Source organism: Ancylobacter sp. IITR112, assembly GCF_041415945.1.
Lineage (GTDB): Bacteria > Pseudomonadota > Alphaproteobacteria > Rhizobiales > Xanthobacteraceae > Ancylobacter.
Map to the genome: position 1 here is coordinate 832,345 of NZ_JBGCUS010000001.1, position 22,777 is coordinate 855,121.

Sequence of the window (22,777 nt, forward strand, 5' to 3'; positions counted from 1 at the left end):
CGCCGGGCCAAGCCCGGGGATGACGGTGCTCTGGGGGCGGCGCGCCTCACCGTCATCGTCGATGAGCGTCATGGCCGGGCTTGTCCCGGCCATCCACGTGTTGGCGCTGGACGTTGGAACGTCACGGAGGAGGGCGCCTGCGACGACGGCGTCCTCACATCCGGTCGAGCACGCGCTCCTCGGCCGCGCCGTGCAACTCCCCCTCGCCGAGATGGGCGACGGCGCCGTGCAGCTTAGGCAGGACGGCGCGCACATTATGCGCCACCAGCAGCTTCACCGGACGGGCGACATTGACGAAGCCGGTCGCCTGCATGTGATCGAGCAGGGTCAGCAGCGGGTCCCAGAAATTGGCGATGTTGAGCACCATCACCGGCTTGGAGTGGCGGTTGAGCTGCACCCAGGTGAGCTGTTCGATCAGCTCCTCCAGCGTGCCGATGCCGCCGGGCAGGGCGATGAAGGCATCCGCCCGCTCGAACATCAGCCGCTTGCGCTCATGCATGTCCTTGGTGACGATCAGCTCATGGGCGTGGTCGAAGGCCTGTTCCTTGCCCATCAGGAAATCCGGGATGATACCGGTGACCTTGCCGCCCGCTTCGGCGCAGGCGCGGGCGGTGGCCCCCATCAGCCCGACGCCGCCACCGCCATAGACGAGGCGTATGCCCTCGGCGGCCAGCAGGCGCCCGAGGGCGATGGCGGTTTCGAGATAGACGGCATCGGCCCCCGTGGCCGCGCCGCAATAGACGCAAATGCTCTTGATCTTTGTCATGGCCACCATGGTGCACTGCGCAAAAGGCCCGTCAAGTCCGCCCGGCGGGCGCGCGAGATGAAGTTGCGGCGGGGTGTCGAGGTTCCGCAAGGGTCGCTCACACCCCCTCCCGCGCTCGATAATCGTCTACGGCGGAGCGGACAAGCGGGCGCAGGACATTGACGAAGGTGTTCACCCGTTCGGCGAGCCATGCGAAGGCGAGGGCGCGCTGGCCGGGCTTTTCAAGGTCCGGGAAGCTGCGATGGTCGCTGACCTTCGGGCGGCCATAGCTGTCCGTCCAGAGCGCCGCCGTGCCCCCCAGTTGGGGCTGAACGGCGTGCCACTCTTCGGCGATCGTCGCCGCCGCGTATTCTCCCGCGCTGTTGCGCGAGGCGGACAGGAACACGCCCAGCTCGTTCTTCTTCATGTCGCGATAGACGGTCAGCCAGCTGCTGCCATTCGGCGCCGGGAACATGAAACTGAGATAGCCCTGCCGCGCGGGACGGGGAATCGGTTGGTCGGGGTCGTCGAGCTTCAGCACGGCGAGGAACTCTTTCCAGAACTGCTGGCGCTTTGCCGCCAGTTCCGCCTGGTCGGGGTCCAGCACCTCGGTGTTTTCGTCCTCGGAGGCGAGGTCAGCCACGGCCATACCTTCCGGCACGGCGACGACCTGACGGACGATATTGACCGTCCGCGCCAGCACGCGCGGCGTGACCAGACGGCTTCCATCGGGAAGAACGAAGATGGGGAGTTCGACCAGACCGAAGGAGAAGTGAAGGCCGGCGTGCCGCTGAAGATACTCGGAGATGGCTTCGACCCCTTCGCGAATGCCGTCGCCGACGATGAGCAAGAGGAACCGCCCCCGCCGCAGATTGGAACTCAAGGCGTCGTTGAAGGCGATTTCGTCCACCTCAGGGGCGACCTCGCGCACCTTCTGCAGAAGGATGTTGCCGGTTGTCCGCAGCCTTACATTCGTTTCGCGCTGAAGGTCGGACTGGGTCCAGCGGCTGAGCTCCTTGGCGTAGTCGAGTATCTGGCCGACGACCTCGCGCCGCCCTTCGGGATTGCGCCACAGCTTGCATTCCACCAGCACCGGCAGGCCGCCCGGCGTGACCAGGAAATTGTCGATCGGTCCGGCAGGCGTGCGCAGCTCGCGGCAGATGGAAACGGCGCCGGCGAAAGTGGGGTCGATCTCCTCGATCGGCAGGACGGTGGGGTGCTCATGCACCAGCCGCTGAATGTCGGCCTCGGCAACGGCGCCGTCGCCGGCCTGCATCGCCAGCGGCGAGAGTTTCAGCGGGGCGATGCTGCTGTCACTGCCTAAAAGGAGAGGGGTGGCATGCTGGCGAGACACGAATCATTCCTTTTGACGGGGCGCCCACCAGTATGGGCGGCAATGGCGTACCTGTCGCGACCATCGGTTGCCGCTTCGCCGTCTTGAAATCATCGTCAATCGACGATAAACGATGGCGATGACCGACGCCGCCGCGCTTTCCGATGCCGACGAGATGCTGGCGCTGCGCCTGCGGGCGCTGGCGCATCCGGCGCGGCTGGCGATTCTCCGCGCGCTGGCGCAGACCGGGCGCTGCCAGTGCGGCGAAATCGTGCGCGGCCTCACCCTGGCGCAGTCCACCGTCTCCCAGCATCTCAAGGTGCTGAAGGAGGCGGGGCTGATCACCGGCACTATTGACGGGCCGCGCTCCTGCTACTGCCTCGACCGCGTGACGGTGACGGCGCTGGCGGGCGAGGTGGTGCCGCTGCTGGCCCTGCTGGCGGCGACTCCGCCCGAGCCGGGCGAGGCCGGCAACCCTGATCCGCGCGAGGGCGCCCTGGCCTGAGCGCGCTTCGTCACCATCTGGACGACGACTGACCCGCACCGGGCCGCCGCCGCCCGCGCTTGAGAAGAACGGAAATCCGCATGTCCGCAGTTCAGGGCGCTCCCGCTGCCGCCCGCCCGTCCAAAGCGTCCGAGATCAACCCGCGCGGCAGCCTGCTGATCGCGCTAAAGGGGCTGTGGCCCTATCTCTGGCCCGCCGACCGGGCCGATCTGCGCGCCCGCGTCGTCTGGGGCCTCTTGCTGCTGGTGCTGGCCAAGATCGCCACCCTGTCCACGCCCTTCTTCTTCAAATGGGCGACGGACGCGGTGGCGGAGGGCGAGGGTGCGCGCATCTCCACCGACACCATCGCCTGGCTGGTCGCCGGCCCGCTGATGCTCACGCTCGCCTATGGCCTCTCGCGCATCGTCATGGCGGGGCTGACCCAGTGGCGCGACGGGCTGTTCGCCAAGGTGGCGATCCATGCCGTGCGGCGCCTCGCGCTGGAGACCTTCCAGCACATGCACGCGCTGTCCCTGCGCTTTCATCTCGAGCGCAAGACCGGCGGGCTGACGCGGGTGCTGGAGCGTTCGCGCGAGGGCATCGAGACCATTGTGCGCATGCTGGTGCTGCATCTCGGCCCCACCATCCTCGAATTCGCCATGGTGATCGGCGTGCTGTTCTGGCAGTTCGACTGGCGCTATGTCGCCGCCACGCTTGGCATGATCGTCGGCTATACCGTCTTCACCTTCGTGATGACGGAGTACCGCATGGGCATCCGCGCGGCGATGAACGAGAGCGACACTGAGGCGAACGCCAAGGCGGTCGACAGCCTGCTCAATTACGAGACGGTGAAGTATTTCGGCGCCGAGAAGTGGGAATCCGAGCGCTATGACCGCTCCATGGCCCGCTATGAGCGCGCCACCGTCACCACCCACACCTCGCTGGCCTGGCTGAATGCCGGGCAGGCGGCGATCTTCACCCTCGGCCTTACCGCCGTGATGGTGCTGTGCGTGATGGACATCCGCGCCGGGCGGCAGTCGGTCGGCTCCTTCGTCATGGTCAATGCCATGATGATCCAGCTCTATCAGCCGCTGAACTTCCTCGGCATGATCTATCGCGAGATCAAGCAGTCGCTGATCGACATCGAGGCGATGTTCGCCATTCTCGCCCGCTCGCCGGAAATCCGCGACCGTGCCGGCGCGCCGAAGCTGGCGTTGGCGGGCGGGGCAGTGCGGTTCGAGGAGGTGCGCTTCTCCTACGATCCCGACCGCGAAATCCTGAAAGGGGTCAGCTTCGAGGTGCCGGCGGGGCGCACCGTGGCGATCGTCGGGCCTTCGGGCGCGGGCAAGTCGACCATTTCGCGGCTTCTGTACCGCTTCTACGACGTGAATGCCGGGCGCATCCTGATCGACGGGCAGGACATTCGCGAAGTGTCGCAGGCGAGCCTGCGCGCCGCCATCGGCATGGTGCCGCAGGACACGGTGCTGTTCAACGACACGCTCGGCTACAATATCCGCTACGGCCGCGCCGGCGCTTCCGACGAGGAGGTGGTGCGGGCGGCGGAACTGGCGCAGATCGACGGTTTCGTCCGCCGCACGCCCAAGGGCTATGCGACGGAAGTCGGGGAGCGCGGGCTCAAGCTCTCCGGCGGCGAGAAGCAGCGCGTCGCCATCGCCCGCACCATCCTCAAGGACCCGCCGATTCTCATTCTCGACGAGGCGACCTCGGCGCTCGACAGTCACACCGAGCGCGAGATCCAGGACGCGCTGGAGCGCGTCTCGCGCGGGCGCACCACGCTCGTCATCGCGCACCGGCTCTCCACCGTGGTCGGAGCGGACGAGATCATCGTGCTGGAGCATGGCCGCATCGCCGAGCGCGGCACCCATGGCGAACTGATGGACCGCGGCGGGCTCTACCATTCCATGTGGGAGCGCCAGCGCGAGGCCGAGCGCGCCCGCGAGACGCTGAAAGAGGCCGAGGGGGAGGACGAGAACGAGCCGGACGCGGCGCTGGTCTGAGCCTGGGCGCGGGCGGGCGGGTGCCGATGCGGAACCATGTCGCGCATCCGGCATTTGACGGCTGGGCCGGCTGGCCCTACCTCTCGCCGCAGAACCCGGCGCAGGCCCCAGGGGCGCCGGGCAGAAAGGCCAATTGATGTCCGTCCTCGATTCGATCCGCAGCGGTCTCGCCCCCGTCCACCGCGAGGGCTATCCCTTCATCCTGATCGGCGCCGCCGTGGCGTTGCTGTTCCTGTGGCTGTTTCCGCCGCTGGGCTGGATCTGCGTGCTGATCACGGCCTGGATCTGCTATTTCTTCCGCGATCCCGAGCGGGTGACGCCGGTGCGCGAGGGGCTGGTCGTCTCCCCCGCCGATGGCCGCGTCTGCCTGGTCGGCCCCGCCGTGCCGCCGGCCGAACTCGGCCTCGGCGACCTGCCGCTGCCGCGCGTGTGCATTTTCATGAATGTGTTCGATGTGCATGTGAACCGCGCGCCGCTGGCGGGGCGCATCACCCGCATCGCCTATCGGCCGGGCAAGTTCCTCAACGCCGATCTCGACAAGGCGAGCGAGGATAATGAGCGCAGCGGCATGGTGCTCGACACCGCCATCGGGCCGGTGGGCGTCGTTCAGATCGCCGGGCTGGTGGCGCGCCGCATCGTCAGCTTCGTGCGCGAGGGCGACCTGCTGGCGCCTGGCGAGCGCTTCGGGCTGATCCGGTTCGGTTCGCGCGTCGATGTCTATCTCCCGCTCGGCACCCGCCCGCTGGTCGCCGAAGGCCAGCGCGCCATCGCCGGCGAAACCGTGCTGGCGGATCGCGCGGCGCTGGGCGCCGAGCCGACCTTCCGCGTCGACTGAGTTCCCTCAAGAAGCGAGCGTGCGATGGCCGATCCTTTTGCGCCTTTTGAGCCGAATGCCCCCGAGCCGCCGCGCCGCCGCTTCCAGGCGGTGCCGCTGCGCGTGCTGCTGCCCAATCTGGTGACGCTGCTGGCGCTGTGCGCCGGCCTCACCGGCATCCGCATGGCGATCGAGGGGCGGCTGGAACTGGCGCTCGGGGCCATCGTGCTCGCGGCGGTACTCGACGGCCTCGACGGAAGGCTGGCGCGCATGCTGCAGGGCACGTCGCGCTTCGGGGCGGAACTGGACAGTCTGTCCGATTTCGTCTGCTTCGGCGTGGCGCCGGGGCTGGTGCTTTATATGTGGGGGCTGGAAACGCTGGGCTCGGTCGGCTGGATCGCCGCGCTGGCCTTCGCCATCTGCGCCGCGCTGCGCCTCGCCCGCTTCAACGTGATGCTGGAAGACCCGAACAAGCCGGCCTTCGCCAGCGATTTCTTCACCGGCATACCCGCGCCGGCCGGGGCGATCTGCGTGCTGCTGCCGGTCTATCTGGAACTCATCGGCCTGCCGCGCCTTGTCGCCTCGCCGGCGGTGGCGGCGTTCTACTGTCTGGCGATGGCGCTGCTCATGGTCTCCAAGCTGCCGGCCTATTCCGGCAAGCGGCTGGGCGCGCGCATTCCCCGCGACAAGGTGCTGCCGCTGTTCGTCTGCGTGGTGCTGTTCGTCGCGGTGCTGGTGACCTGGCCCTGGGCGGTGCTCTCGGTGATCTGCGTCGCCTATCTCGCGGCGCTGCCCTTCTCGGTCATGCGCTACAACAAGCTGGCGCGCGAGCATGAGCAGCACCGGGCCCATGAAAACGCCGGCGCGCTCCATTCTGCCCCACTGGCGGGCGGGGCGCATGAGGACCGGCCGGGTCCGCTGAACTAGATGATTGAGCGCCCGCCGCTCAGCGGGCGCGGGCCTTCATCGCCTCAACCCGGGCCGACAGCGGCACGGCGGGAAAGGCCTGCCGCAGCAGGCGCAGCGCTTCGGCGTCCGAGTCGGGGCGGGCGAGGTCGAGATGCTGGGCCATCATCTGGGCCGCGCTTGCGGCATCGGGGCGACCAAAGGCGATGCGGGGCTCGGCCGCGCGGAGCGGGGCGGGGGCCGGAGCCGTCACTGTCACGCGCGCTGACTGCAGCATCACAACTTCCTCCGATCGCCGTCACGAATCAATCGGCTTTGCTCATGCTTAAGATGAGCGCGCCGAACGCCAAACGCACGAACTAAATCCGCGTTCCCGGTGATGTGAGCGGGAGTGCGCTCACGCTCTCACAGCGTGAGCCTGCCCGCCATACGAGACAGTACGAAGACGCGCGCCAGCTTATCCCCGCCTTGCGACCGGGCTTTCCGGAGTGAACGTCGATGGAAGACGGTGAGCGGAGGCGCCGTTTCGGGGCGCGGGCGGTCAACTGCGCGAGAGCGTGACCTTGGCGCCGTCGCCGGTGGCGACGCCGTCATACTGGCCCGCGCCGGCAGGCTGCAGCCGGGCGGTGACCTTGCCGACATGGTTCTGCAGCACGATCTCGTTGCCCCAGACGTCCCAGCCCTTGGTCATGAAGATGTCGTTGGGGCAGTCGACATCGGCGGTGGCGGCGAAGCCGGACATGCCGCGATCGGTGGAGAGGGTAACCTTGCAGCTCTTCTGGCCGTTGTCCCAGCCATAGTTCCAGGTGCCCGCGAGCTGGGTGCGGGCGGCGCCCGGCTCGGCATAGGCGACGCCGCCCGGCGCGGTGGCCGCCGGCGGCGCGGCGAGGGCGACGGGCGTGGCCGAGCCCTGGTTCGTCGGGGTGACGGCGGCGGCTGCGGTGGCGGCGGAGGCGCCATAGGTGGCGGAGACGGGGGCCGCCACCGGGGAGCTTTCAACCGAGCCTGACGGCGCCGGGGTGATCTGGCTGGTTTCGACGGGACTGGACGCCTTGTCGCCGAACCCGTCGAGCACGGTGCTGCAGCCGCCGAGAAGCAGGGCGGTTGCGGACGTGAGGACGAGGGCGGTGCACTTCATCAAGTCGTACTCCCCACCCGGCCGAGCGCGCCGGGCGTTTCCTGCAAACCTACACCGGGCAGGGCCATGCGCGACATGCGCATTTTCCCTGCGGCCGACCCCGCCTCCGCGCGGAAACAGGGTGGCCCTGTTTCGGTGGGGAAGATGGCATCAGCGTGACCCTAACGCCGTGCAGCAGGGGCAGGGGCACCGCAGGCCGACATTTGGCGCGGTTATGCTCAAGGAAGGCTTAACGCCGCCGCGGGTCCTCCCATGGCAGCGGCCGGCCGCGCCTCGGCAGCGTTCAGTTTTGCCGCGAACTGGTTTAAGTGCGTTGCAGCGAAAAGGAGCTGCGCCATGTATCAGATGCTGGATCCCGCCACCCTGCGTGTCCTTGTCACCGGAGCCACCTCCGGCATCGGCGCCGCCACCGCCCGGCGCTTCGCGCTGGCGGGCGCCCATGTCGTCGGTACCGGCCGCCGCGCCGACCGGCTGATCGCCCTGCGCGACGAACTCGGCAGCCATTTCCACCCGCTGGAGGTGGATGTGCGTGACAATGAAGCCCTCGTCGACGCGCTGGCGGCGGTGCCGGAGGCCTTTGCCCGGTTCAATGTCGTGTTCGCCAATGCCGGGCTCGCCTTGGGACTGGAGCCGGCCCATGCCGCCAGCCTGAAGGACTGGGACGACATGGTGGAAACCAACATCAAGGGCCTGCTTTACACCGTCCGCGCCACCCTGCCCGCCATGGTGGAGGCGAAGGAGGGGCATGTGCTGTTCACCGGCTCGGTGGCCGGCGACTACCCCTATCCCGGCGGCAATGCCTATGGCGCCAGCAAGGCCTTCGTGAAGCAGTTCGCGCTCAACCTGATTTCCGATGTCGCCGGTACCGGCGTGCGCGTCACCAATATCGAGCCGGGCATGGTGGAGACCGAGTTCTCGCTGGTGCGCTTCCATGGCGATGCCGCGAAGTCGGAGAATGTCTATGCCGGCACCGAGGCAATGACGGCCGAGGATATCGCGGAACAGGTGTTCTTCGCCGCGACACTGCCGCGCCGGGTCAACATCAACCGCATCCAGGCCTTCGCCACCTGCCAGAGCTTCGCCCCGTTCAAGGTCGCGCGCGGTTAAGCCCTTTAGAGAAGGACGGCGCCGCCCAAGGCGGCGCCGGCGACCACCGCCCAGGCCGGCACCTTCCACAGCACGAGCGCGAGATAAGCCAGCAGCGCCAGCGCGAAGGCGCGGCTGGAGGTGATGCCCGTGCTCACCACCGGGTCCCACAGCGCCGCGCCGAGCAGGCCGACCACGGCGGCATTGATGCCGGCGAGCGCGTCGCGTACCCGGCGATCCGTGGACAGCCGGGTCCAGAAGCGCAGCGCGCCATAGACCAGCAGCGCCGAGGGCAGGAACATCGCCACCAGCGCCAGGGCAGCGCCGGCCGCGCCATTGGGCGGCACCGGCATCATCGCGCCGAGATAGGCGGCGAAGGAGAACAGCGGGCCCGGCACCGCCTGCACCGCGCCATAGCCGGCGAGAAACACCTCCCGCGTCAGCCCGCCAGGATGCACCAGTTCGGCCTCGATCAGCGGCAGCACCACATGGCCGCCGCCGAACACCAGCGCGCCGGCGCGATACAGCGTGTCGAACAGGGAGACACCGGGATTGCCGGTCGCCTGCGCCAGCAGCGGCAGGCCCATGAGCAGCAGCGCGAACAGGGCGAAGGCGGCGAGCGAGGCGGTTCGCCCCGGCAGATGGTGCCGGGCGGGCTCGGCCATCGGCACGCCGTCGAGCCGCAGCAGGGCAAGGCCGACAAGAGCGCCGCCGGCGATGATGCCGATCTGGCCGAGGGCGCCGGGCACCAGCGCCGCGACGGCGGCGGCGAGGAGGGCGACGGTGCGGCGGGCCCGGTCCGGGCAGAGGTTCCTCGCCATGCCGAGCACGGCGTCGGCGACGATGGCCACGGCCGCGACCTTCAGCCCGGCGAGCCAGCCGCCGCCGAGGCCGGCGGCATCGGCATGCGTCACCCCATAGGCGAAGGCGAGCATGAGCAGCGCCGACGGCAGGGTGAACGCCGCCCAGGCCGCGGCCATGCCGACCGGGCCGGCGCGCATCAGCCCGATCGCCATGCCGACCTGGCTGGAGGCCGGGCCGGGCAGGAACTGGCAAAGCGCGACGAGGCTGGCATAGCTCTCCTCGCTCAGCCAGCCTCGTCGCTTCACCAGATCCTCGCGAAAGAAGCCGAGATGCGCCACTGGCCCGCCGAAGGAGGTCAGGCCGAGGCGCAGAAAGGCGAGGAACACCTCGCCGGGCGTGCCCTCGCGGGCGGGACGTGCGGAAGCCGATGCATCGCTCATGGCGCAGCGTTAGCCCGCCCGGGCGCGCGCTGCATGTGAATTTTGGATGACGGGCCGGGTGCAGGGGCGGATGCGGGGCGCCGGGCCGCAGACTAACCGCGTCCGGGGACGCCCGCGCCCATCAGCGTTTCGAGATAGGCTCTGGTATTGTTCAGCACGGTGCGGTCGATGCGGTCCACCGGCTGCGTCCCGTCCTTGCCCACAATCCTGTCATAGGCGGCCGTGACATAATTCAGCACCGCCATCGCCGCCTCCAGATTGCCGCTGTCCTTCAGCTCGGCAATGAGCGGGTAGAGGCGCATGTCGCGCGCGTCATAGGCGTTGATGAAGTCGCGCGCATCGGCAAGACGCAGCGGCTGCCAGCCACGTTCGCTTCCGCCTCTGTCGAGAACGTCGCGCAGGGCGGCGGCGAGGTCGTCGTCATAGGCAAAAGGCGAGATCGGCTTCATCACCTTGGCGAGATACAGATTGGCCTTCAGCCACCCCTGGAGCGCCGCGCGCCGGGTGATGCCGAAATCGCTCGGATCGGCCACGGCGGCGGCCTTGCAGGTGAAGTACATTTGAAATGCGTGGGGAACGCTGGTGACGGATGACTGACCGCACTGCTTCTGAATGGCGGTGTTCGATGGCGGCGTCGGCGGGTCCTTCACGAACATCACCTCGGCCTGCTGGCCGGCAAGGCTGTGCACCAGCACGATGGGGTAGGCCGAAAACTCGTGCCCGCCCTTCCAGTCCGCCACCAGCCAGAGCGTTTCCGGCAAGGGCGGTGAAAGCTCGATGCGGGCCGGCCCCGCCGGGGCCTCGGTCAGCACGATCTGGTTGCCGTTGCGCCAGATCGAGACCCGGCGAAGTGCATTCTCGGGATCGGCGGTGAGCTTCAAGGTCAGTTGCGGCCCCACGGGCGGGGCCTCCTGCGCGTGGAGAGGCGTGGCCACCATGGCGGCCAGGAGGCCCGGCATGGTCGTCAAGGCGGCCCGCAGAAGGCGTGGGAAGCGGCGCACCGTCATAGTTTCAGACCCACAAGCAGCATGACGTAGACGGCCAGCGAGGAAGCGATATCGGAAAAGAACGCCCGGTTGGTTGCTGCCTTGTCCCAGTTGTCGGGCGCGAAGAGGAAGGTGCCGATCAGGCTGGACAGCAGGGCCAGCGTGGAAACCAGTACCAGCACGCCGAAGAGGAAGCGGGTATGGCCGTTGTGGACGAGCAGATTGGCCGTCAGGGCAGCAATCAGCGGTAGCAGGACCTGGCGCAGGAGGTTCAGCATCCCGGCCGAGTTCTCCGCGAATGAGGAGATTTTGCCGAGAAGGCCGGGATCTTCGAGCTCCCATGTGATGGGGCTGACCATCAGGGCGGCGTAGATGGTTACAACAATGACCGGCAGGCAGTAGGCGAGGAGCAGTGTTCCAGCGACGATCTGCCGGAAAGCCTGCACAGGTCCGTCAGCGGGCGGCATTGTCGTCATCTCCCCAGGGCCCGACGCAAAGTCCTGGGAACGGTAGATCAATCTTAAATTGCTGTAAATGGACACCAGCAACTACAGGTATATGTCGCCGTCTCTGGTGCCGGCGATGGTGCGGTGTCGTCCCGGCGGTGGCGGCCGGCTGCGCCGCCGCCCGGCTTCAGGCCGCTTCCACCACCGGCATCGCCAGCGCCGCGCGCAGCATGTCGGCGAGGCGGCGGGCGGCGGAGGAGGCGGCGGGGGCGAGGAACAGCGCGACCTCGATGTCCGGCAGCGGCGGCAGGCCATCGGCCGGGCCGAGCCGGCGCCAGTCCGCCGGCGCGGCGCACTCCGGCAGGGCGGTGATGCACAGACCTGTCTCGATCGCCGCATGGATTCCGCCCTGCGAGGAAGAGGTGCAGGCCACCCGCCAGCTCAAGCCCGCCTTGTCGAGGCTGGAGGCGATGTGCGGGCGGGCGCGGCAGCCGGTGGGAAACAGCGCCAGCGGCAGCGGCGAGCTGCGCTCCGGCCGATAGCCGCGCGCCGCCAGCCAGAGCAGCTTCTCGCGCTTGATCAGTTCGCCGGTCGGTCGGGTGCTGTCGCGGGTCAGCAGCGCCACGTCGATGTGGCCGCGCTCGACTTCCGGCTCGATATGTTTGGAGAGATCGGCGCGGATGGAAATCTCCACGCGCGGATAGGCGGCGGCGAAGCGGGCGATGGTGGGGGTGAAATAGGCGTCGACATAATCGTCCGGCATGCCGACGCGCACGCTGCCTTCCGGCGTACCGCCCTTGAGATCGGCCAGCGCCTCGCTCTCATAGGCCAGCAGCCGGCGGGCATGGGCGACGAGGCGCTCCCCTGTCTCGGTGAGCGAGATGCCGCGCCGCGAGCGCTCCAGCAGACGCACGCCGAGATTGTCCTCAAGCTGGGCGATGCGGGCCGATACCGCCGACTGGGTGCGACCGACGCGCTCGGCCGCCGCGGTGAACCCGCCCGTGTCGACAATGGCGATCAGCATGCCCAGCGATTCGGTGTCGAGATGTCGCATCGCGCCCTCCGGTCCGCCGGATGAGTAGGGACGCGCCCTGACGAGCGCCACGGCGTTATATCAGAAAGCATGATGGAATGACAAAATAAACTCGCTTTCGCGATTTCAGCCGATGCGGTAGACAAGCTGCCCTGGGCCTGCCGACACCGGCCCGCACCGGCGCCGGCGCCGGGGGCGATCCGGATCGAGTGCAGCGCTCATTATTCCTTGCACCTGTCGAGTTCGGCAATGTCTCCGCCTCCTGCCGCCGCCATCGAGCCGTCGCTCGGGGGTCTTCCCCTTGCCAGCGCGTCGCCCGGCCTGTCGTCTGCTGCCACCGCTTCCCCTTCGGCCCTCCATGAGACCCAGTTGCGCCGGCAGGCCTTTGCCGCGGTGGTGCTGGCGGCGATGTGCATCGGCTTCTCGGCGCCGCTGGTGCGGCTGGCCGATGCCGGGCCGGCTTCCATCGGCTTCTGGCGGCTGTTCTTCGCCCTCGGGCCGGCCGTGGTCTGGGCCTATGCCGAGCACCGCTCGCGCCTGCGCCAGGCCCGTCTCGCCGGTGCGACGGCGCTGCGCCCCTCGCTGCGGCAGGTGCTGCTGGCGATGCTGGCCGGCGTGTTCTTCGGCGCCGATCTGATCGTGTTCCACAAGGGGCTGGCGCTGACCAGCACCGCCAATGCGCTGCTGCTCGGCAACCTCGCCGTAGTGTTCGTGTTCGTCTTCGGCTGGCTGATCCTGCGCGAACGGCCGACACGCGGGCTGCTGATCGCGCTGGTGCTTGCGCTGGCCGGCACGTTCATCATCATCGGCTCAAGCGCCGTCGGCGCGCCGCACGCGGGCAGCCGCCCGGTCAGCGTGATCGGCGACCTGCTCTGCGTCGGCGCCGCGCTCGCCTATGCCGGCTACATGCTGGTGACGCGCGCGGTGCGGCGGGCCGGGCGCGGCGATGCGGTGCCGCTCGGCGGCGGCATGGTCTCTCTGGTCGCCAGCGCCACCGGCGCCGTCGTCTGCCTCGGCTGGGCGGTGGTGAACGGCGAAGTGCTGGTCCCCCAGTCGCTGCAGGGGTTGTTGGCGGTGATTGGCCTCGGGCTGATCGCCCATGCCACCGGGCAGGGTCTCGCCACCTTCGCGCTCGGCCGGCTGCCGGCGGGGGTGATCTCCGTCGTGCTGCTGCTGCAGATCGTCGTCGGCACCAGCCTCGCGGCGCTGCTGTTCGGCGAGGTTCCCTCGCTGGTGGTTCTGGCGGGCGGGCTGCTGGTCGTTGCCGGCGTCACCACCGCGCGGCCGAACTGAACGGTCGTCTCGCGCGCGGCCGGGCGCGCCGGGCTTGCGCGGAGCGGCCGGGGGGACTACCTCGTGTCCGCAGCCAAGGAGCACGACGATGCAGCCCAATCCGTTCGGTGGCGTGATCGAGAATCTGACGGTCGAGCAGGTGAAGGCCGGCCTTGAGGACGGCACCATCCTTCTCGTGGACGTGCGCGAGCCGAACGAGACCGCCGCCGAGCGCATTCCCGGCGCGGTCGAGTTTCCGCTGTCCACCTTCGACGCCGCCGCCCTGCCGGATCCCGGCGACAAGATGCTGGTGTTCTCCTGCCGGTCCGGCCAGCGTTCGCAGAAGGCCGCCGCCGCTGCGCAGGCGGCCGGCCGCGATTTCCACCGTCACATGGCGGGCGGCATTCTCGCGTGGAAGGAAGCCGGCTTCGAGACGACGCAGGGCTGATGGGCGGCAGGGGCGGTTTCCGCCTTCCCCGACGCTGGCGCGAGGCGCTGGCCGCGCGGCGCGCGAAGGCGCGAGCCGCGCGCGAGCCGCAGCCGCGCGCCCGGCGGCTGCTGCTGCATGTCGGCGGGCCGAAATGCGGGAGTTCGGCGATACAGGTGGCGCTCACCGCCAATAGCGCGTCCCTGGCCGCCCGCGGCGTGCTGCTGGCATCCGACCGGATGGATGCCGAGGAGGACATGATCTATGGCCAGGTCGGCTATTTCGACGCGCTGAGCGGCCGGCCGGACGGCGCCGAGGAACTCGCGCGCCGTTTCAGAGACCTCGCCGTCGCCATGGATGAGCGATCCGCCGCTACGCTGGTGATCAGCGCGGAAAACCTGCTGCTGCGCCCCGCCGTCGCCGGCATGCTGATCCCCGCGGCGCGGGCCGCCGGTTTCGTGCCGGAGATCGTGGCCTATGTCCGCCGGTGGGACGACTTCCTGATCGCGGCCTGGCAGCAATGGGGCATCAAGAGCCATGCCTCGCCTGAGGCCTACTGGAAGGATCACGGTTTCCCCGGCTGGCTTGCGGCCTTGCGGGCGTGGGAAGACCAGGCCGGGCTTGCGGCGATGGCCGTGTTTCCGTTCCGCCGGGACATCTTTCCCGAGGGCGACGTGACGGCGCACTTCCTTGAGGTCACCGGCCTGTCCTTTCCCGGCATGGTGCGCCCGACGCCGGTCAATCCCAGCACCAGCGAGCATCTCTCCGATCTGATGAACCGCGCGCGCGATCTGTTCACCGATCAGGACGACAATGCGGTGCTTGGTACGCTGTCGGAGCTCATCGGGCCGGCGGCCTACAAGTCCGGCTCCGGCTCCTATTTCCTCAGTCTCGACCAGCGACGCGCGCTGCTGGAGCAGGTGGAGGCGGAGGACGAAGCGCTCAAGGCGCGCTACGTGCCGCAGCTCGGATCGGCGCCGCTGTTTCCGCCGGTGCGACCGGAGCAGGTGGCGGAGTGCTCGGATATCGACAAGCTCCGCGCCGAGAACGCGCTGCTTCTGCGCGCCGTTCATTCCCTGGGCCAGCGCCTCTCCGCGCTGGAGACACGGACGGCCAAGGCCGCGCCCTGGCGGCGCTGGCGGCTGAGGCTTTAGCCGACCAGCCGTTCCACCACATTGGCGGTGGCGGCGACGAGCCGGTCCACCTGCTCGGCGCTGGTGGCGGGCGAGGCGAGCATCATGTCGTGGAAGGGCGAGATGAGCACCCCGCGCACCAGCAGGGCGAGGTGGATCGTTGCTTCCAGCGCCGGGTAATGCGCGCTCTTGGCCTGCCGCCCATCGGTGAGCGGGGCGGGCGCGCGCACCACTTCCACCCGCGCGCCGCAGCGCGCGACATGCCAGGGTAGCCGGGCATCGGCCAGCACCCGCGCCAGCCCCGCCTCCATACGGTCGGCGAGGTGGTTCATATGTTCATAGGCCGCGTCGGTGGCGACTTCTTCGAGATTGGCGCGCAGGGCCGCGAGCTGCAGCGGGCTTCCGGACAGCGTCGTACCCATGCCGGAATGGCCGTCGGGCCGGTTGATGCGGGCGGTGCGGAAACGTTCCGCCATCTCGGCCGTCAGGCCCCACACGGCGGCGGGAATGCCGCCGGCCACCGCTTTGCCGGCGACGAACATGTCCGGCTCCAGCCCGTGCGCGCGAGTATAGCCGCCCGGCCCGGTGGAGAGGGTGTGCGTCTCGTCGATCAGCAGCAGCGTGCCGTGGCGGCGGGTGATCTCGCGCAGCCCCTCATGGAAGCCGGGGCGGGGCAGCACCATGGCGCAATTGGTCATGACCGGCTCGGTGATGACGCAGGCGACGGTGCGGTCGGCGAGCGCTGCTTCCAGCGCGTCGAGGTCGTTGAACGGCACGACGCGGGTGAGCTGGGCGAGGTCGCGCGGTTCGCCCATCAGCGCGGGGCGGTTGGCGGCGCGTCCGTCCGGGCCGATCTCGACGAAGGTCTCGTCCACCGCGCCGTGATAGGCGCCATCGAACACGAGAATGCGCGGGCGTCCGGTGGCGGCGCGGGCGGCGCGCAGGGCGAAGCGGTTGGCATCGGTGGCGGTGGTGGCGATCTGCCAGTAGGGGAGGCCGAAACGCGCGCTCAAGAGATCGCCGACGACCGCCGCATCCGGGCTGGGCAACATGGTGGCGAGGCCGCGCTGTCCCTGCCGCGCCAGCGCCGCCGCGACCGGCGCCGGCCCGTGGCCGAACAGCGAGGCGGTGTCGCCGAGGCAGAAATCGTCATAGCCATGGCCGTCGACATCGACCAGCCGCGCGCCGCTGGCTTCGGCGATGACCAGCGGCACCGGCGTCGACCAGTCGACCATCCAGTGCATGGGCACGCCGTCGAGCAGATGCGCGGCAGCTTCCGCCGCGGCACGGGTCCGCGGCCGGGTGCCGAGGTAAAGCGCTTCCGCTTCGGACCGCAGTGCGGCGGTGCGGGAGCGGGGGACGCCCGGTCCTTCGGAGAAGGAGGTCACGGCGTTCATGTCCGGACTCGTGCGTTGTGTTGGCGCCAGTGCGCCCCGAGGGGCGCATTTAAGCACGTTTCGGCGCGGGCGGCGCGATCAGCGCACCCAGCCCCAGCGCTTCAGCTCGGCGAAGGTCTCGTCGAGCGTCTTGCGGGCGCGGGCGACCAGTTCGTCGCATTCCTCATGCGAGATGACGAGCGGCGGGGCGATGATCAGCCGATCACGCACGGCGCGCATGACGAGGTTGTTCTTGAACGAGAAGTCGCGCGCCAGCGTGCCGACCTTGCCGACATCGGGGAATTTGGTGCGCCCAAGCTTGTCCGGTGTCAGTTCAAGCGCGCCGACGAGCCCGACCATCGGCGCCTCGCCGACCAGCGGGTGCTCGGCGAGCGCGCTCCAGCGCGCCTTGAGATAGGGGCCGACATCATTGGCGACGCGGCCGACGAGATCCTCGCGCTGCATGATGGCGAGGTTCGCCAGCGCGGCGGCGCAGGCGGCGGGGTGGCCGGAATAGGTGTAGCCATGGTTGAAGTCGCCGCCCTCATGCAGCACCTCCGCCACGCGGTCCGCGACCATGACCCCGCCGAGCGGCATGTAGCCCGAGGTGATGCCCTTGGCCATGACCAGAATGTCCGGCTCGGTGCCGAAGGTCTCGCAGCCGAACCAGTTGCCGGTGCGCCCGAAGCCGCAGATCACCTCGTCGGAGATGAACAGGATGTCGCGCTCGCGGCAGATGCGGGCGATTTCCGGCCAGTAGCTGGCGGGAGGGATGATCACGCCGCCGGCGCCCTGGATCGGCTCGGCGATGAAGGCGGCGATGCGATCCTCGCCCATGGCGTCGATGGTGGCTTCCAGCGCGCGGGCGGTGCGCAGGCCGAACTCGTCCGGCGTCTCGCCCTGCCGCGCCTCGCCCCAGAAATAGGGCTGGGCGATATGGACAATGTCGGGAATGACCGCGCTCTGCCCATGCATCGGCGCCATGCCCCCTAAGCTGCCGGCGGCGACGGTGGAGCCGTGATAGGCGTTGCGGCGGGAGATGATGATCTTCTTCTCCGGCTTTTCCTTGATCTGGAAATAGCGCCGGACGAGCTTGATCACCGTGTCGTTGGATTCCGAACCCGAGCCGGTGAAGAACACCTTGTTGAACTGCGGCGGCGTCAGCTCGGCCAGCTTGGCCGACAGCTCGATGGCCGGGCGGTGGGTGGTCTTGAAGAAGGTGTTGTAATAGGGCAGCTCGCGCAGCTGCGCCGCCACCGCCTCGACGATCTCCTCGCGGCCGTAGCCGACATTGACGCACCACAGGCCCGACATGCCGTCGAGGATGCGGTTGCCGTCGGAATCGGTCAGCCAGACGCCTTCCGCCTTCACCACGATGCGCGAGCCCTCAGCATTCAGTGACTTCATGTCGCTGAACGGGTGGAGGTGATGGGCGGCATCGAGCGCACGCAGTTCGGCGGTGGTTTTCGGCAGGGTCATGACGCGCACTCGCGTGAGAGACGGGAACTGCCTCGCACAATGTGATCACATTTTGCGTGCGTCAAGCCTTGGCGCATGGCACAAGGGCGTCCGTTCGGCGTGGGGGCCGTCGCCGATGCGGCCGCGCAGAGGCGGCTTGACCGAGGCCCCCGCACCGTGACCAGAATTGACGTGTCGACTTTTACCAGGTGGATCATGCCATTGCCCGAAGCCGTGGGAGACGCCACGGCGGCTGCCCGCGAAACCGTTCCGCAAATCGACGAATTCGGCACCTATGTCGCCGCCCATGGTGCGCCGGAGATCGTCGAGGTGCTGTTGCCCGACACCCATGGGGTGCTGCGCGGCAAATGGATTCCCGGCGGGGCAGGGGGCAAGATCTGGGGCGACGGCGTCGCCATTCCGCTCTCCATCTTCGGGCTCGACATCTGGGGCCGCGAGGTCGAGGAAACCGGCATCCATATCGAGACCGGAGACCGCGACGGCATCTGCCGGCCGGTGCCGGGCACGCTGAAGCCGGTGCCGTGGTCGCCGCGCCCGGCGGCGCAAGTGATGCTGTCCATGTATGAGCCGGACGGGCGCGGCGGCGAGCGGCCATGGGACCTCGACCCGCGCCACAAGCTGGCGGCGCAGGTCGCGCGCCTCGCCGCGCTGGGGCTGACTCCCTGCGTGGCGTTCGAGCTGGAATTCTACCTGCTGAAGCCGGCGCCGGGGCCGAACGGCCTGCCCGAGCCGGTGTTTCCCGCTTCTTCCAGCGGCCCGGCGCGGCAGAACATGTATTCCATGTCCGACCTCGACGCCTATGCGCCGCTGCTGCACGACATTCGCGAGGCCGCGCGCATCCAGGGGCTGCCGGCCGATACGGTAATCTCGGAAGCCGCGCCCGGCCAGTATGAGGTCAACCTCTATCACCGCCGCGACCCGATGGCGGCGGCGGACGACGCCATATTGCTGCGCCGGCTGATCGACGGCGTCGCCCGAAAGCATGGGGTGCGGGCGAGCTTCATGGCCAAGCCCTTCCTCGACTTCGCCGGCTCGGGTATGCATGTGCATGTCAGCCTGACCGACGCGGACGGCCACAACGCCTTCGGCGCGGGCGAGGCGGGTGACCGGCTGCTGCGCCATTGCGCGGCGGGGCTGCTCACCACCATGGCCGACACCGCCGTGCTCTATGTGCCGAGCTATAATGGCTTCCGCCGCCTCGTGCCCGGCAGCTACGCGCCCACCAGCGTCTCCTGGGGCTATGACAACCGCGCCGTGGCGGTGCGGGTGCCGAACGGCCCGCCCAAGGCGCGCCGGCTGGAGCACCGCATCGCCGGCGCCGACGCCCATCCCCACCTCGTGCTAGCGGCGATCCTCGCCGGCATGCTGGAAGGCATCGAGCGCGGCGAGGAGCCGCCGCCGCCGCTGACCGGCAATGCCTATGAGCAGGAAGCCCCGCGCCTGTCCTACGACATGGGCGAGGCGATCCGCCTGTTCGGCCGCTCCGATTTCGTCGGCCGGGCCTTCGGGCCGGAATATCAGCGCGTGTTCGCCATCATGAAGGAGGCGGAGCTTTTCGCCTTCGAGCGGCGGATCAATCCGCTGGAGTACGAGACCTATTTGTGAGCACGGGCAAGGGGTGAGCAGACACCGGGTTGAGCAAACGCGGCTGAGGCTCTAGCCTTGGTACGATGAGGTTCCAAACTTCACCCGAACAACGCTTTCCCGAGGAGAATAGGATGTCCCGCCTCCTGAAGACCCTTGCGGCCGGTCTGCTGACCGCGCTGGCCATCGCGCCGGCCGCGGCGCAGGACAAGGTCGTGAACGTCTACAACTGGTCCGACTATATCGACGAGTCGGTGCTGGAGGAGTTCACCAAGGAAACCGGCATCAAGGTCCGCTACGACGTCTTCGATTCCAACGAGGTGCTGGAGACCAAGCTCCTCGGCGGCAAGACCGGCTATGACGTGGTGGTGCCCACCGGCTCGTTCCTGCAGCGGCAGATCCAGGCCGGCGTGTTCCTGAAGCTGGACAAGGCCAAGCTGCCCAACCTGCAGTATCAGTGGCCGCTGATCTCCGATCGCCTCGCCGTCTACGATCCCGGCAACGAATATGCCGTGAACTATATGTGGGGCACGACCGGCATCGGCATGAATGTCGACAAGGTGAAGGAGCGCCTCGGCGACACTCCGCTCAATAGCTGGGACATCATCTTCAAGCCGGAACTGCTCGCCAAGCTGAAGGATTGCGGCGTCTACATCCTCGACGGGCCGGAAGAGGTGATCCCGACCGCGCTGCGCTATCTCGGCAAGGATCCTAATTCCAAGGATCCGGCCGATATCGAGGCCGCCGGCAAGCTGCTGGCGCCGATCCGCAAATACATCAAGAAGTTCGATTCCTCTGGCTATATCAACGCGCTGGCCGGCGGCGACATCTGCATCGCGCTGGGCTGGTCGGGCGACGTGTTCCAGGCCAAGGCCCGTGCCGAGGAAGCGGCGGAGAAGACCGGCAAGCCGGCGATCAACATCGAATACGTCATTCCCAAGGAAGGCGCGCTGATGTGGTTCGACAATTTCGCCATCCCCAAGGACGCCCCGCACCCCGAAGAGGCGCTGGCCTTCATCAACTACATGATGAAGCCGGAAGTGGCGGCGAAGAACGCCAACTTCATCTCCTATGCCAGCGGCAGCCTCGGCGCGCAGCAGTACATCGACAAGGCGATCATCGACAATCCCGCGATCTACCCGGACAAGGAGACGCAGGAGAAGCTGTTCACCGTCACCACCTACCCGCAGAAGGTCCAGCGCGTCGTCACCCGCACCTGGAACGACTTCAAGCGCGGCAAGTGAGCGGCGATAATCCAGCTCAACATATGAAAGGCGCCCCAAGGGGCGCCTTTTTTGTCGGCGGGGCGAAGGTCACATCCGCCAGCGCTTGTAGAACCAGGTCCACTGCTCGGGATATTCGCGCACCCAGCCTTCGACCACCGAGGTGATCATCTGCATCGCCCCGTCCACGTCGATGCGGCCGCTGGCGTCGCGCGGCAGGTTGAGCGCCGGTGTGCACTGGATGCGGAAGCGGCCTTCCGGCAGGCGGATGACGCGCACGCCGTGCACCGGGCACTCATACAGCCGGGCGAGGCGGGCGATGGTGGGGTTGGCCGAGCAGGGCTGGCCGAAGAACTGCACGGTGGGCCCGCCACGGCGCGCCTGATCCACGAGAATGCCGAGATGCTTGCCCTGGTCGAGCACGGCGGCGAGCTCGAACACCGCCACATGCGAGGCGGCGACCAGATTGCCCATCACCCGGCTGCGCGCCTCGAACAGGAGGTCGGCGAAAAAGGAATTGTCCGGCGCGCGGAACAGCACCGCGCTGTCCAGCCCCTGCGCGGCGGCGGCGATGGCCGGCAGTTCCCAATTGGCGAGATGGGCGGTGAACACCAGCGCCGGCCTGCCGTCCACCCGCATGGCGACGAAGTTCGACACGCCCGTGGTCTCGATCCGGCTCTTGGCCGGCTCCCACATATTGTACTGCCAGATGCGGTCGAGATGGACGAACTCGCCGGCCATGCGGCCGAGATTGTCCCACATGCCCCGCGCGATCGCCTCGCGCTCGGCCTCGGTCTTCTCGGGGTAGGCGAGGCGCAGGTTTTTCAGCGTCACCCGGTGGATCGAGGTGTAGGGCCCGATCAGACGGGCCCAGAAGCCGCCATTCCACGAGGCGAAGCGCGGCGGCTGCAGCCGCATGACGCGCATCAGCGTCCACACGCCCGCCGACAGCGCGGCATCGCGCAGGCGCGTGGTCCAGGGGCGGTGGCTGGCCATGGGGCGCGCGCCCGTCAGAAGGTGATCACGACCTTGCCGAACACGCGGCGGGTTTCCAGTCGCTCCAGCCCGGCGCCGAACTGCTCCAGCGGGAATTCGGAATCGATCACCGGCTTCACCCCGCGCTCCATCCGCTTCAGCCCGTCGGCGATGGCGCGGATCGGCGCGCCGAACGAGCCGATGATGCGGTACTGGCGCTGGAACAGCTGCATGAGGTTCATGTTCACCGACACGCCCGAGGTCGAGCCGCAGGTGACGAGGCGCGCGCCCGGCTTCATGGAGAGCAGCGAGCCGTTCCAGGTCTCGGCGCCGACATGCTCGAACACCACGTCGACGCCCTTCTTCTTGGTGATCTTGCGCACCTCGTGCTCGAAGCGGTCGGTCTTGTAGTTGATGACGTGATCGGCGCCGAGAGCCTTCGCCTTGGCGCATTTCTCGTCGTCGCCGGCCGTGGTGATGACGGTGCAGCCGATTTCCTTGGCCATGCGGATCGCCACCGTGCCGATGCCGGAGCCGGCGGCGTGAACCAGAATCGTCTCGCCCGGCTCAAGCTTGGCGTTGTCGAACAGCATGTGCTCGACAGTGGAGAAGGTGACGGGCGCGGTGGCGGCGTCGGTCCAGGAAATACCGTCCGGGATCGGCACGCACAGGCGTTCCTTGATGTTGAGCTGGTCGCGGGCGAAGCCGTCGACATGGAAGCCCATCACGCCGGCGACTTCCTCGCAGAGATTGTCACGGCCCTGCCGGCACATCTTGCACTGGCCGCAGGTGAGCGCGCCATACATGGCGACCTTGGAGCCCGGCTTGAAGCGGGTGACGCCCTCGCCAATGGCGGTGACTTCGCCCACGGCCTCGGCCCCGACCACCAGCGGCATCTTGCGCTTGGCGAAGGCCATGCCGCGCCAGCCCCACACGTCGATATGGTTCAGCGCCAGCGCCTTGACGCTGACCTGCACCTCGCCCGGTTCCGGCGCGCCGGGGGCTGGCAGGTCGGTAAGGATGAGTTCGCGGTCGGAGACCAGCTGAAGCGCGCGCATGAACAACTCCGGACAGA

Annotated in this window: 22 protein-coding genes; 10 read left to right on the top strand and 12 right to left on the bottom strand. The window is 68.4% G+C overall.

Annotated features, from left to right (window positions below; all coding sequences use genetic code 11):
• Positions 1-154: 154 nt before the first annotated feature.
• Together AAC979_RS03810 and AAC979_RS03815 are read right to left on the bottom strand one after the other, a co-directional pair.
• Positions 155-775: a TIGR00730 family Rossman fold protein gene (locus AAC979_RS03810; RefSeq protein ID WP_371345489.1), complete on the bottom strand. Its 621-nt coding sequence runs from the start codon at positions 773-775 to the stop codon at positions 155-157.
• 88 nt (positions 776-863) lie between these two features.
• On the bottom strand, positions 864-2,099 hold the full coding sequence (locus tag AAC979_RS03815) for a hypothetical protein (protein ID WP_371345490.1): 1,236 nt from the start codon (positions 2,097-2,099) through the stop codon (positions 864-866).
• A 112-nt stretch (positions 2,100-2,211) separates the two neighbouring features.
• Here AAC979_RS03815 and AAC979_RS03820 point away from each other — a divergent pair, with 112 nt between their 5' ends.
• The 4 genes from AAC979_RS03820 (at position 2,212) to pssA (ending at position 6,321) form a co-directional block, all read left to right on the top strand.
• Positions 2,212-2,583 carry an ArsR/SmtB family transcription factor gene (locus AAC979_RS03820; RefSeq protein WP_371345491.1) on the top strand — a complete coding sequence of 124 codons (372 nt, stop codon included), beginning with the start codon at positions 2,212-2,214 and terminating at the stop codon, positions 2,581-2,583.
• 80 nt (positions 2,584-2,663) lie between these two features.
• Positions 2,664-4,580, top strand: a complete 1,917-nt coding sequence (locus tag AAC979_RS03825; RefSeq protein WP_371345492.1) for an ABC transporter ATP-binding protein/permease — start codon at positions 2,664-2,666, stop codon at positions 4,578-4,580.
• Positions 4,581-4,716: 136 nt separating this feature from the next.
• On the top strand, positions 4,717-5,415 hold the full coding sequence (locus tag AAC979_RS03830) for a phosphatidylserine decarboxylase (protein WP_371345493.1): 699 nt from the start codon (positions 4,717-4,719) through the stop codon (positions 5,413-5,415).
• A gap of 24 nt (positions 5,416-5,439) precedes the next feature.
• Entirely contained in the window at positions 5,440-6,321 is an 882-nt protein-coding gene (gene pssA / locus AAC979_RS03835) for a CDP-diacylglycerol--serine O-phosphatidyltransferase (protein ID WP_371345494.1), read from the top strand.
• A gap of 19 nt (positions 6,322-6,340) precedes the next feature.
• Here the strand turns inward: pssA and AAC979_RS03840 are convergent, their stop codons facing one another.
• Positions 6,341-6,577, bottom strand: coding sequence for a transferase (locus AAC979_RS03840; protein WP_371345495.1), 237 nt, complete (start codon positions 6,575-6,577; stop codon positions 6,341-6,343).
• Positions 6,578-6,841: 264 nt separating this feature from the next.
• Positions 6,842-7,438, bottom strand: coding sequence for a protease inhibitor Inh/omp19 family protein (locus tag AAC979_RS03845; protein ID WP_371345496.1), 597 nt, complete (start codon positions 7,436-7,438; stop codon positions 6,842-6,844).
• A 336-nt stretch (positions 7,439-7,774) separates the two neighbouring features.
• Between AAC979_RS03845 and AAC979_RS03850 the strand changes: the two genes are divergently transcribed.
• Positions 7,775-8,545, top strand: a complete 771-nt coding sequence (locus AAC979_RS03850) for an SDR family NAD(P)-dependent oxidoreductase (RefSeq protein WP_371345497.1) — start codon at positions 7,775-7,777, stop codon at positions 8,543-8,545.
• 5 nt (positions 8,546-8,550) lie between these two features.
• Here AAC979_RS03850 and chrA read toward each other — a convergent pair whose 3' ends face one another.
• The 4 genes from chrA to AAC979_RS03870 form a co-directional block, all read right to left on the bottom strand.
• On the bottom strand, positions 8,551-9,768 hold the full coding sequence (gene chrA, locus AAC979_RS03855) for a chromate efflux transporter (RefSeq protein WP_371345498.1): 1,218 nt from the start codon (positions 9,766-9,768) through the stop codon (positions 8,551-8,553).
• Positions 9,769-9,860: 92 nt separating this feature from the next.
• Positions 9,861-10,727 (bottom strand): hypothetical protein, encoded by an 867-nt coding sequence (locus AAC979_RS03860; RefSeq protein WP_371345499.1) that lies wholly within the window; start codon positions 10,725-10,727, stop codon positions 9,861-9,863.
• A gap of 44 nt (positions 10,728-10,771) precedes the next feature.
• Positions 10,772-11,221 (bottom strand): hypothetical protein, encoded by a 450-nt coding sequence (locus AAC979_RS03865; protein WP_371345500.1) that lies wholly within the window; start codon positions 11,219-11,221, stop codon positions 10,772-10,774.
• Positions 11,222-11,387: 166 nt separating this feature from the next.
• On the bottom strand, positions 11,388-12,254 hold the full coding sequence (locus AAC979_RS03870; RefSeq protein WP_371345501.1) for a LysR substrate-binding domain-containing protein: 867 nt from the start codon (positions 12,252-12,254) through the stop codon (positions 11,388-11,390).
• Between the two features lie 228 nt (positions 12,255-12,482).
• On the opposite strand from AAC979_RS03870, the gene AAC979_RS03875 reads away from it, so the two are divergent.
• The 3 genes from AAC979_RS03875 (at position 12,483) to AAC979_RS03885 (ending at position 15,086) form a co-directional block, all read left to right on the top strand.
• On the top strand, positions 12,483-13,526 hold the full coding sequence (locus tag AAC979_RS03875) for a DMT family transporter (RefSeq protein ID WP_371345502.1): 1,044 nt from the start codon (positions 12,483-12,485) through the stop codon (positions 13,524-13,526).
• A gap of 88 nt (positions 13,527-13,614) precedes the next feature.
• Positions 13,615-13,953, top strand: coding sequence for a rhodanese-like domain-containing protein (locus tag AAC979_RS03880; RefSeq protein WP_371345503.1), 339 nt, complete (start codon positions 13,615-13,617; stop codon positions 13,951-13,953).
• A complete protein-coding gene (locus AAC979_RS03885; protein ID WP_371345504.1) occupies positions 13,953-15,086 on the top strand; it encodes a hypothetical protein in 1,134 nt (377 codons plus the stop codon). The genes AAC979_RS03880 and AAC979_RS03885 overlap by 1 nt, the downstream gene beginning before the upstream one ends.
• Here the strand turns inward: AAC979_RS03885 and AAC979_RS03890 are convergent.
• Positions 15,083-16,462 (bottom strand): aspartate aminotransferase family protein, encoded by a 1,380-nt coding sequence (locus AAC979_RS03890; RefSeq protein ID WP_371345505.1) that lies wholly within the window; start codon positions 16,460-16,462, stop codon positions 15,083-15,085. The two genes, AAC979_RS03885 and AAC979_RS03890, sit on opposite strands and share 4 nt — an antisense overlap.
• 78 nt (positions 16,463-16,540) lie before the next feature.
• Positions 16,541-17,920: an aspartate aminotransferase family protein gene (locus AAC979_RS03895; RefSeq protein ID WP_371345506.1), complete on the bottom strand. Its 1,380-nt coding sequence runs from the start codon at positions 17,918-17,920 to the stop codon at positions 16,541-16,543.
• A gap of 195 nt (positions 17,921-18,115) precedes the next feature.
• Here AAC979_RS03895 and AAC979_RS03900 point away from each other — a divergent pair, with 195 nt between their 5' ends.
• Both AAC979_RS03900 and AAC979_RS03905 read left to right on the top strand, forming a co-directional pair.
• A complete protein-coding gene (locus tag AAC979_RS03900; RefSeq protein ID WP_371345507.1) occupies positions 18,116-19,525 on the top strand; it encodes a glutamine synthetase family protein in 1,410 nt (469 codons plus the stop codon).
• Positions 19,526-19,638: 113 nt separating this feature from the next.
• Positions 19,639-20,748, top strand: a complete 1,110-nt coding sequence (locus AAC979_RS03905) for a polyamine ABC transporter substrate-binding protein (protein WP_371345508.1) — start codon at positions 19,639-19,641, stop codon at positions 20,746-20,748.
• 69 nt (positions 20,749-20,817) lie between these two features.
• Here AAC979_RS03905 and AAC979_RS03910 read toward each other — a convergent pair whose 3' ends face one another.
• Together AAC979_RS03910 and AAC979_RS03915 are read right to left on the bottom strand one after the other, a co-directional pair.
• Positions 20,818-21,723 carry a lipid A biosynthesis lauroyl acyltransferase gene (locus AAC979_RS03910; RefSeq protein WP_371345509.1) on the bottom strand — a complete coding sequence of 302 codons (906 nt, stop codon included), beginning with the start codon at positions 21,721-21,723 and terminating at the stop codon, positions 20,818-20,820.
• Positions 21,724-21,737: 14 nt separating this feature from the next.
• Positions 21,738-22,760 (bottom strand): zinc-binding dehydrogenase, encoded by a 1,023-nt coding sequence (locus tag AAC979_RS03915; RefSeq protein WP_371345510.1) that lies wholly within the window; start codon positions 22,758-22,760, stop codon positions 21,738-21,740.
• Positions 22,761-22,777 lie beyond the last annotated feature (17 nt).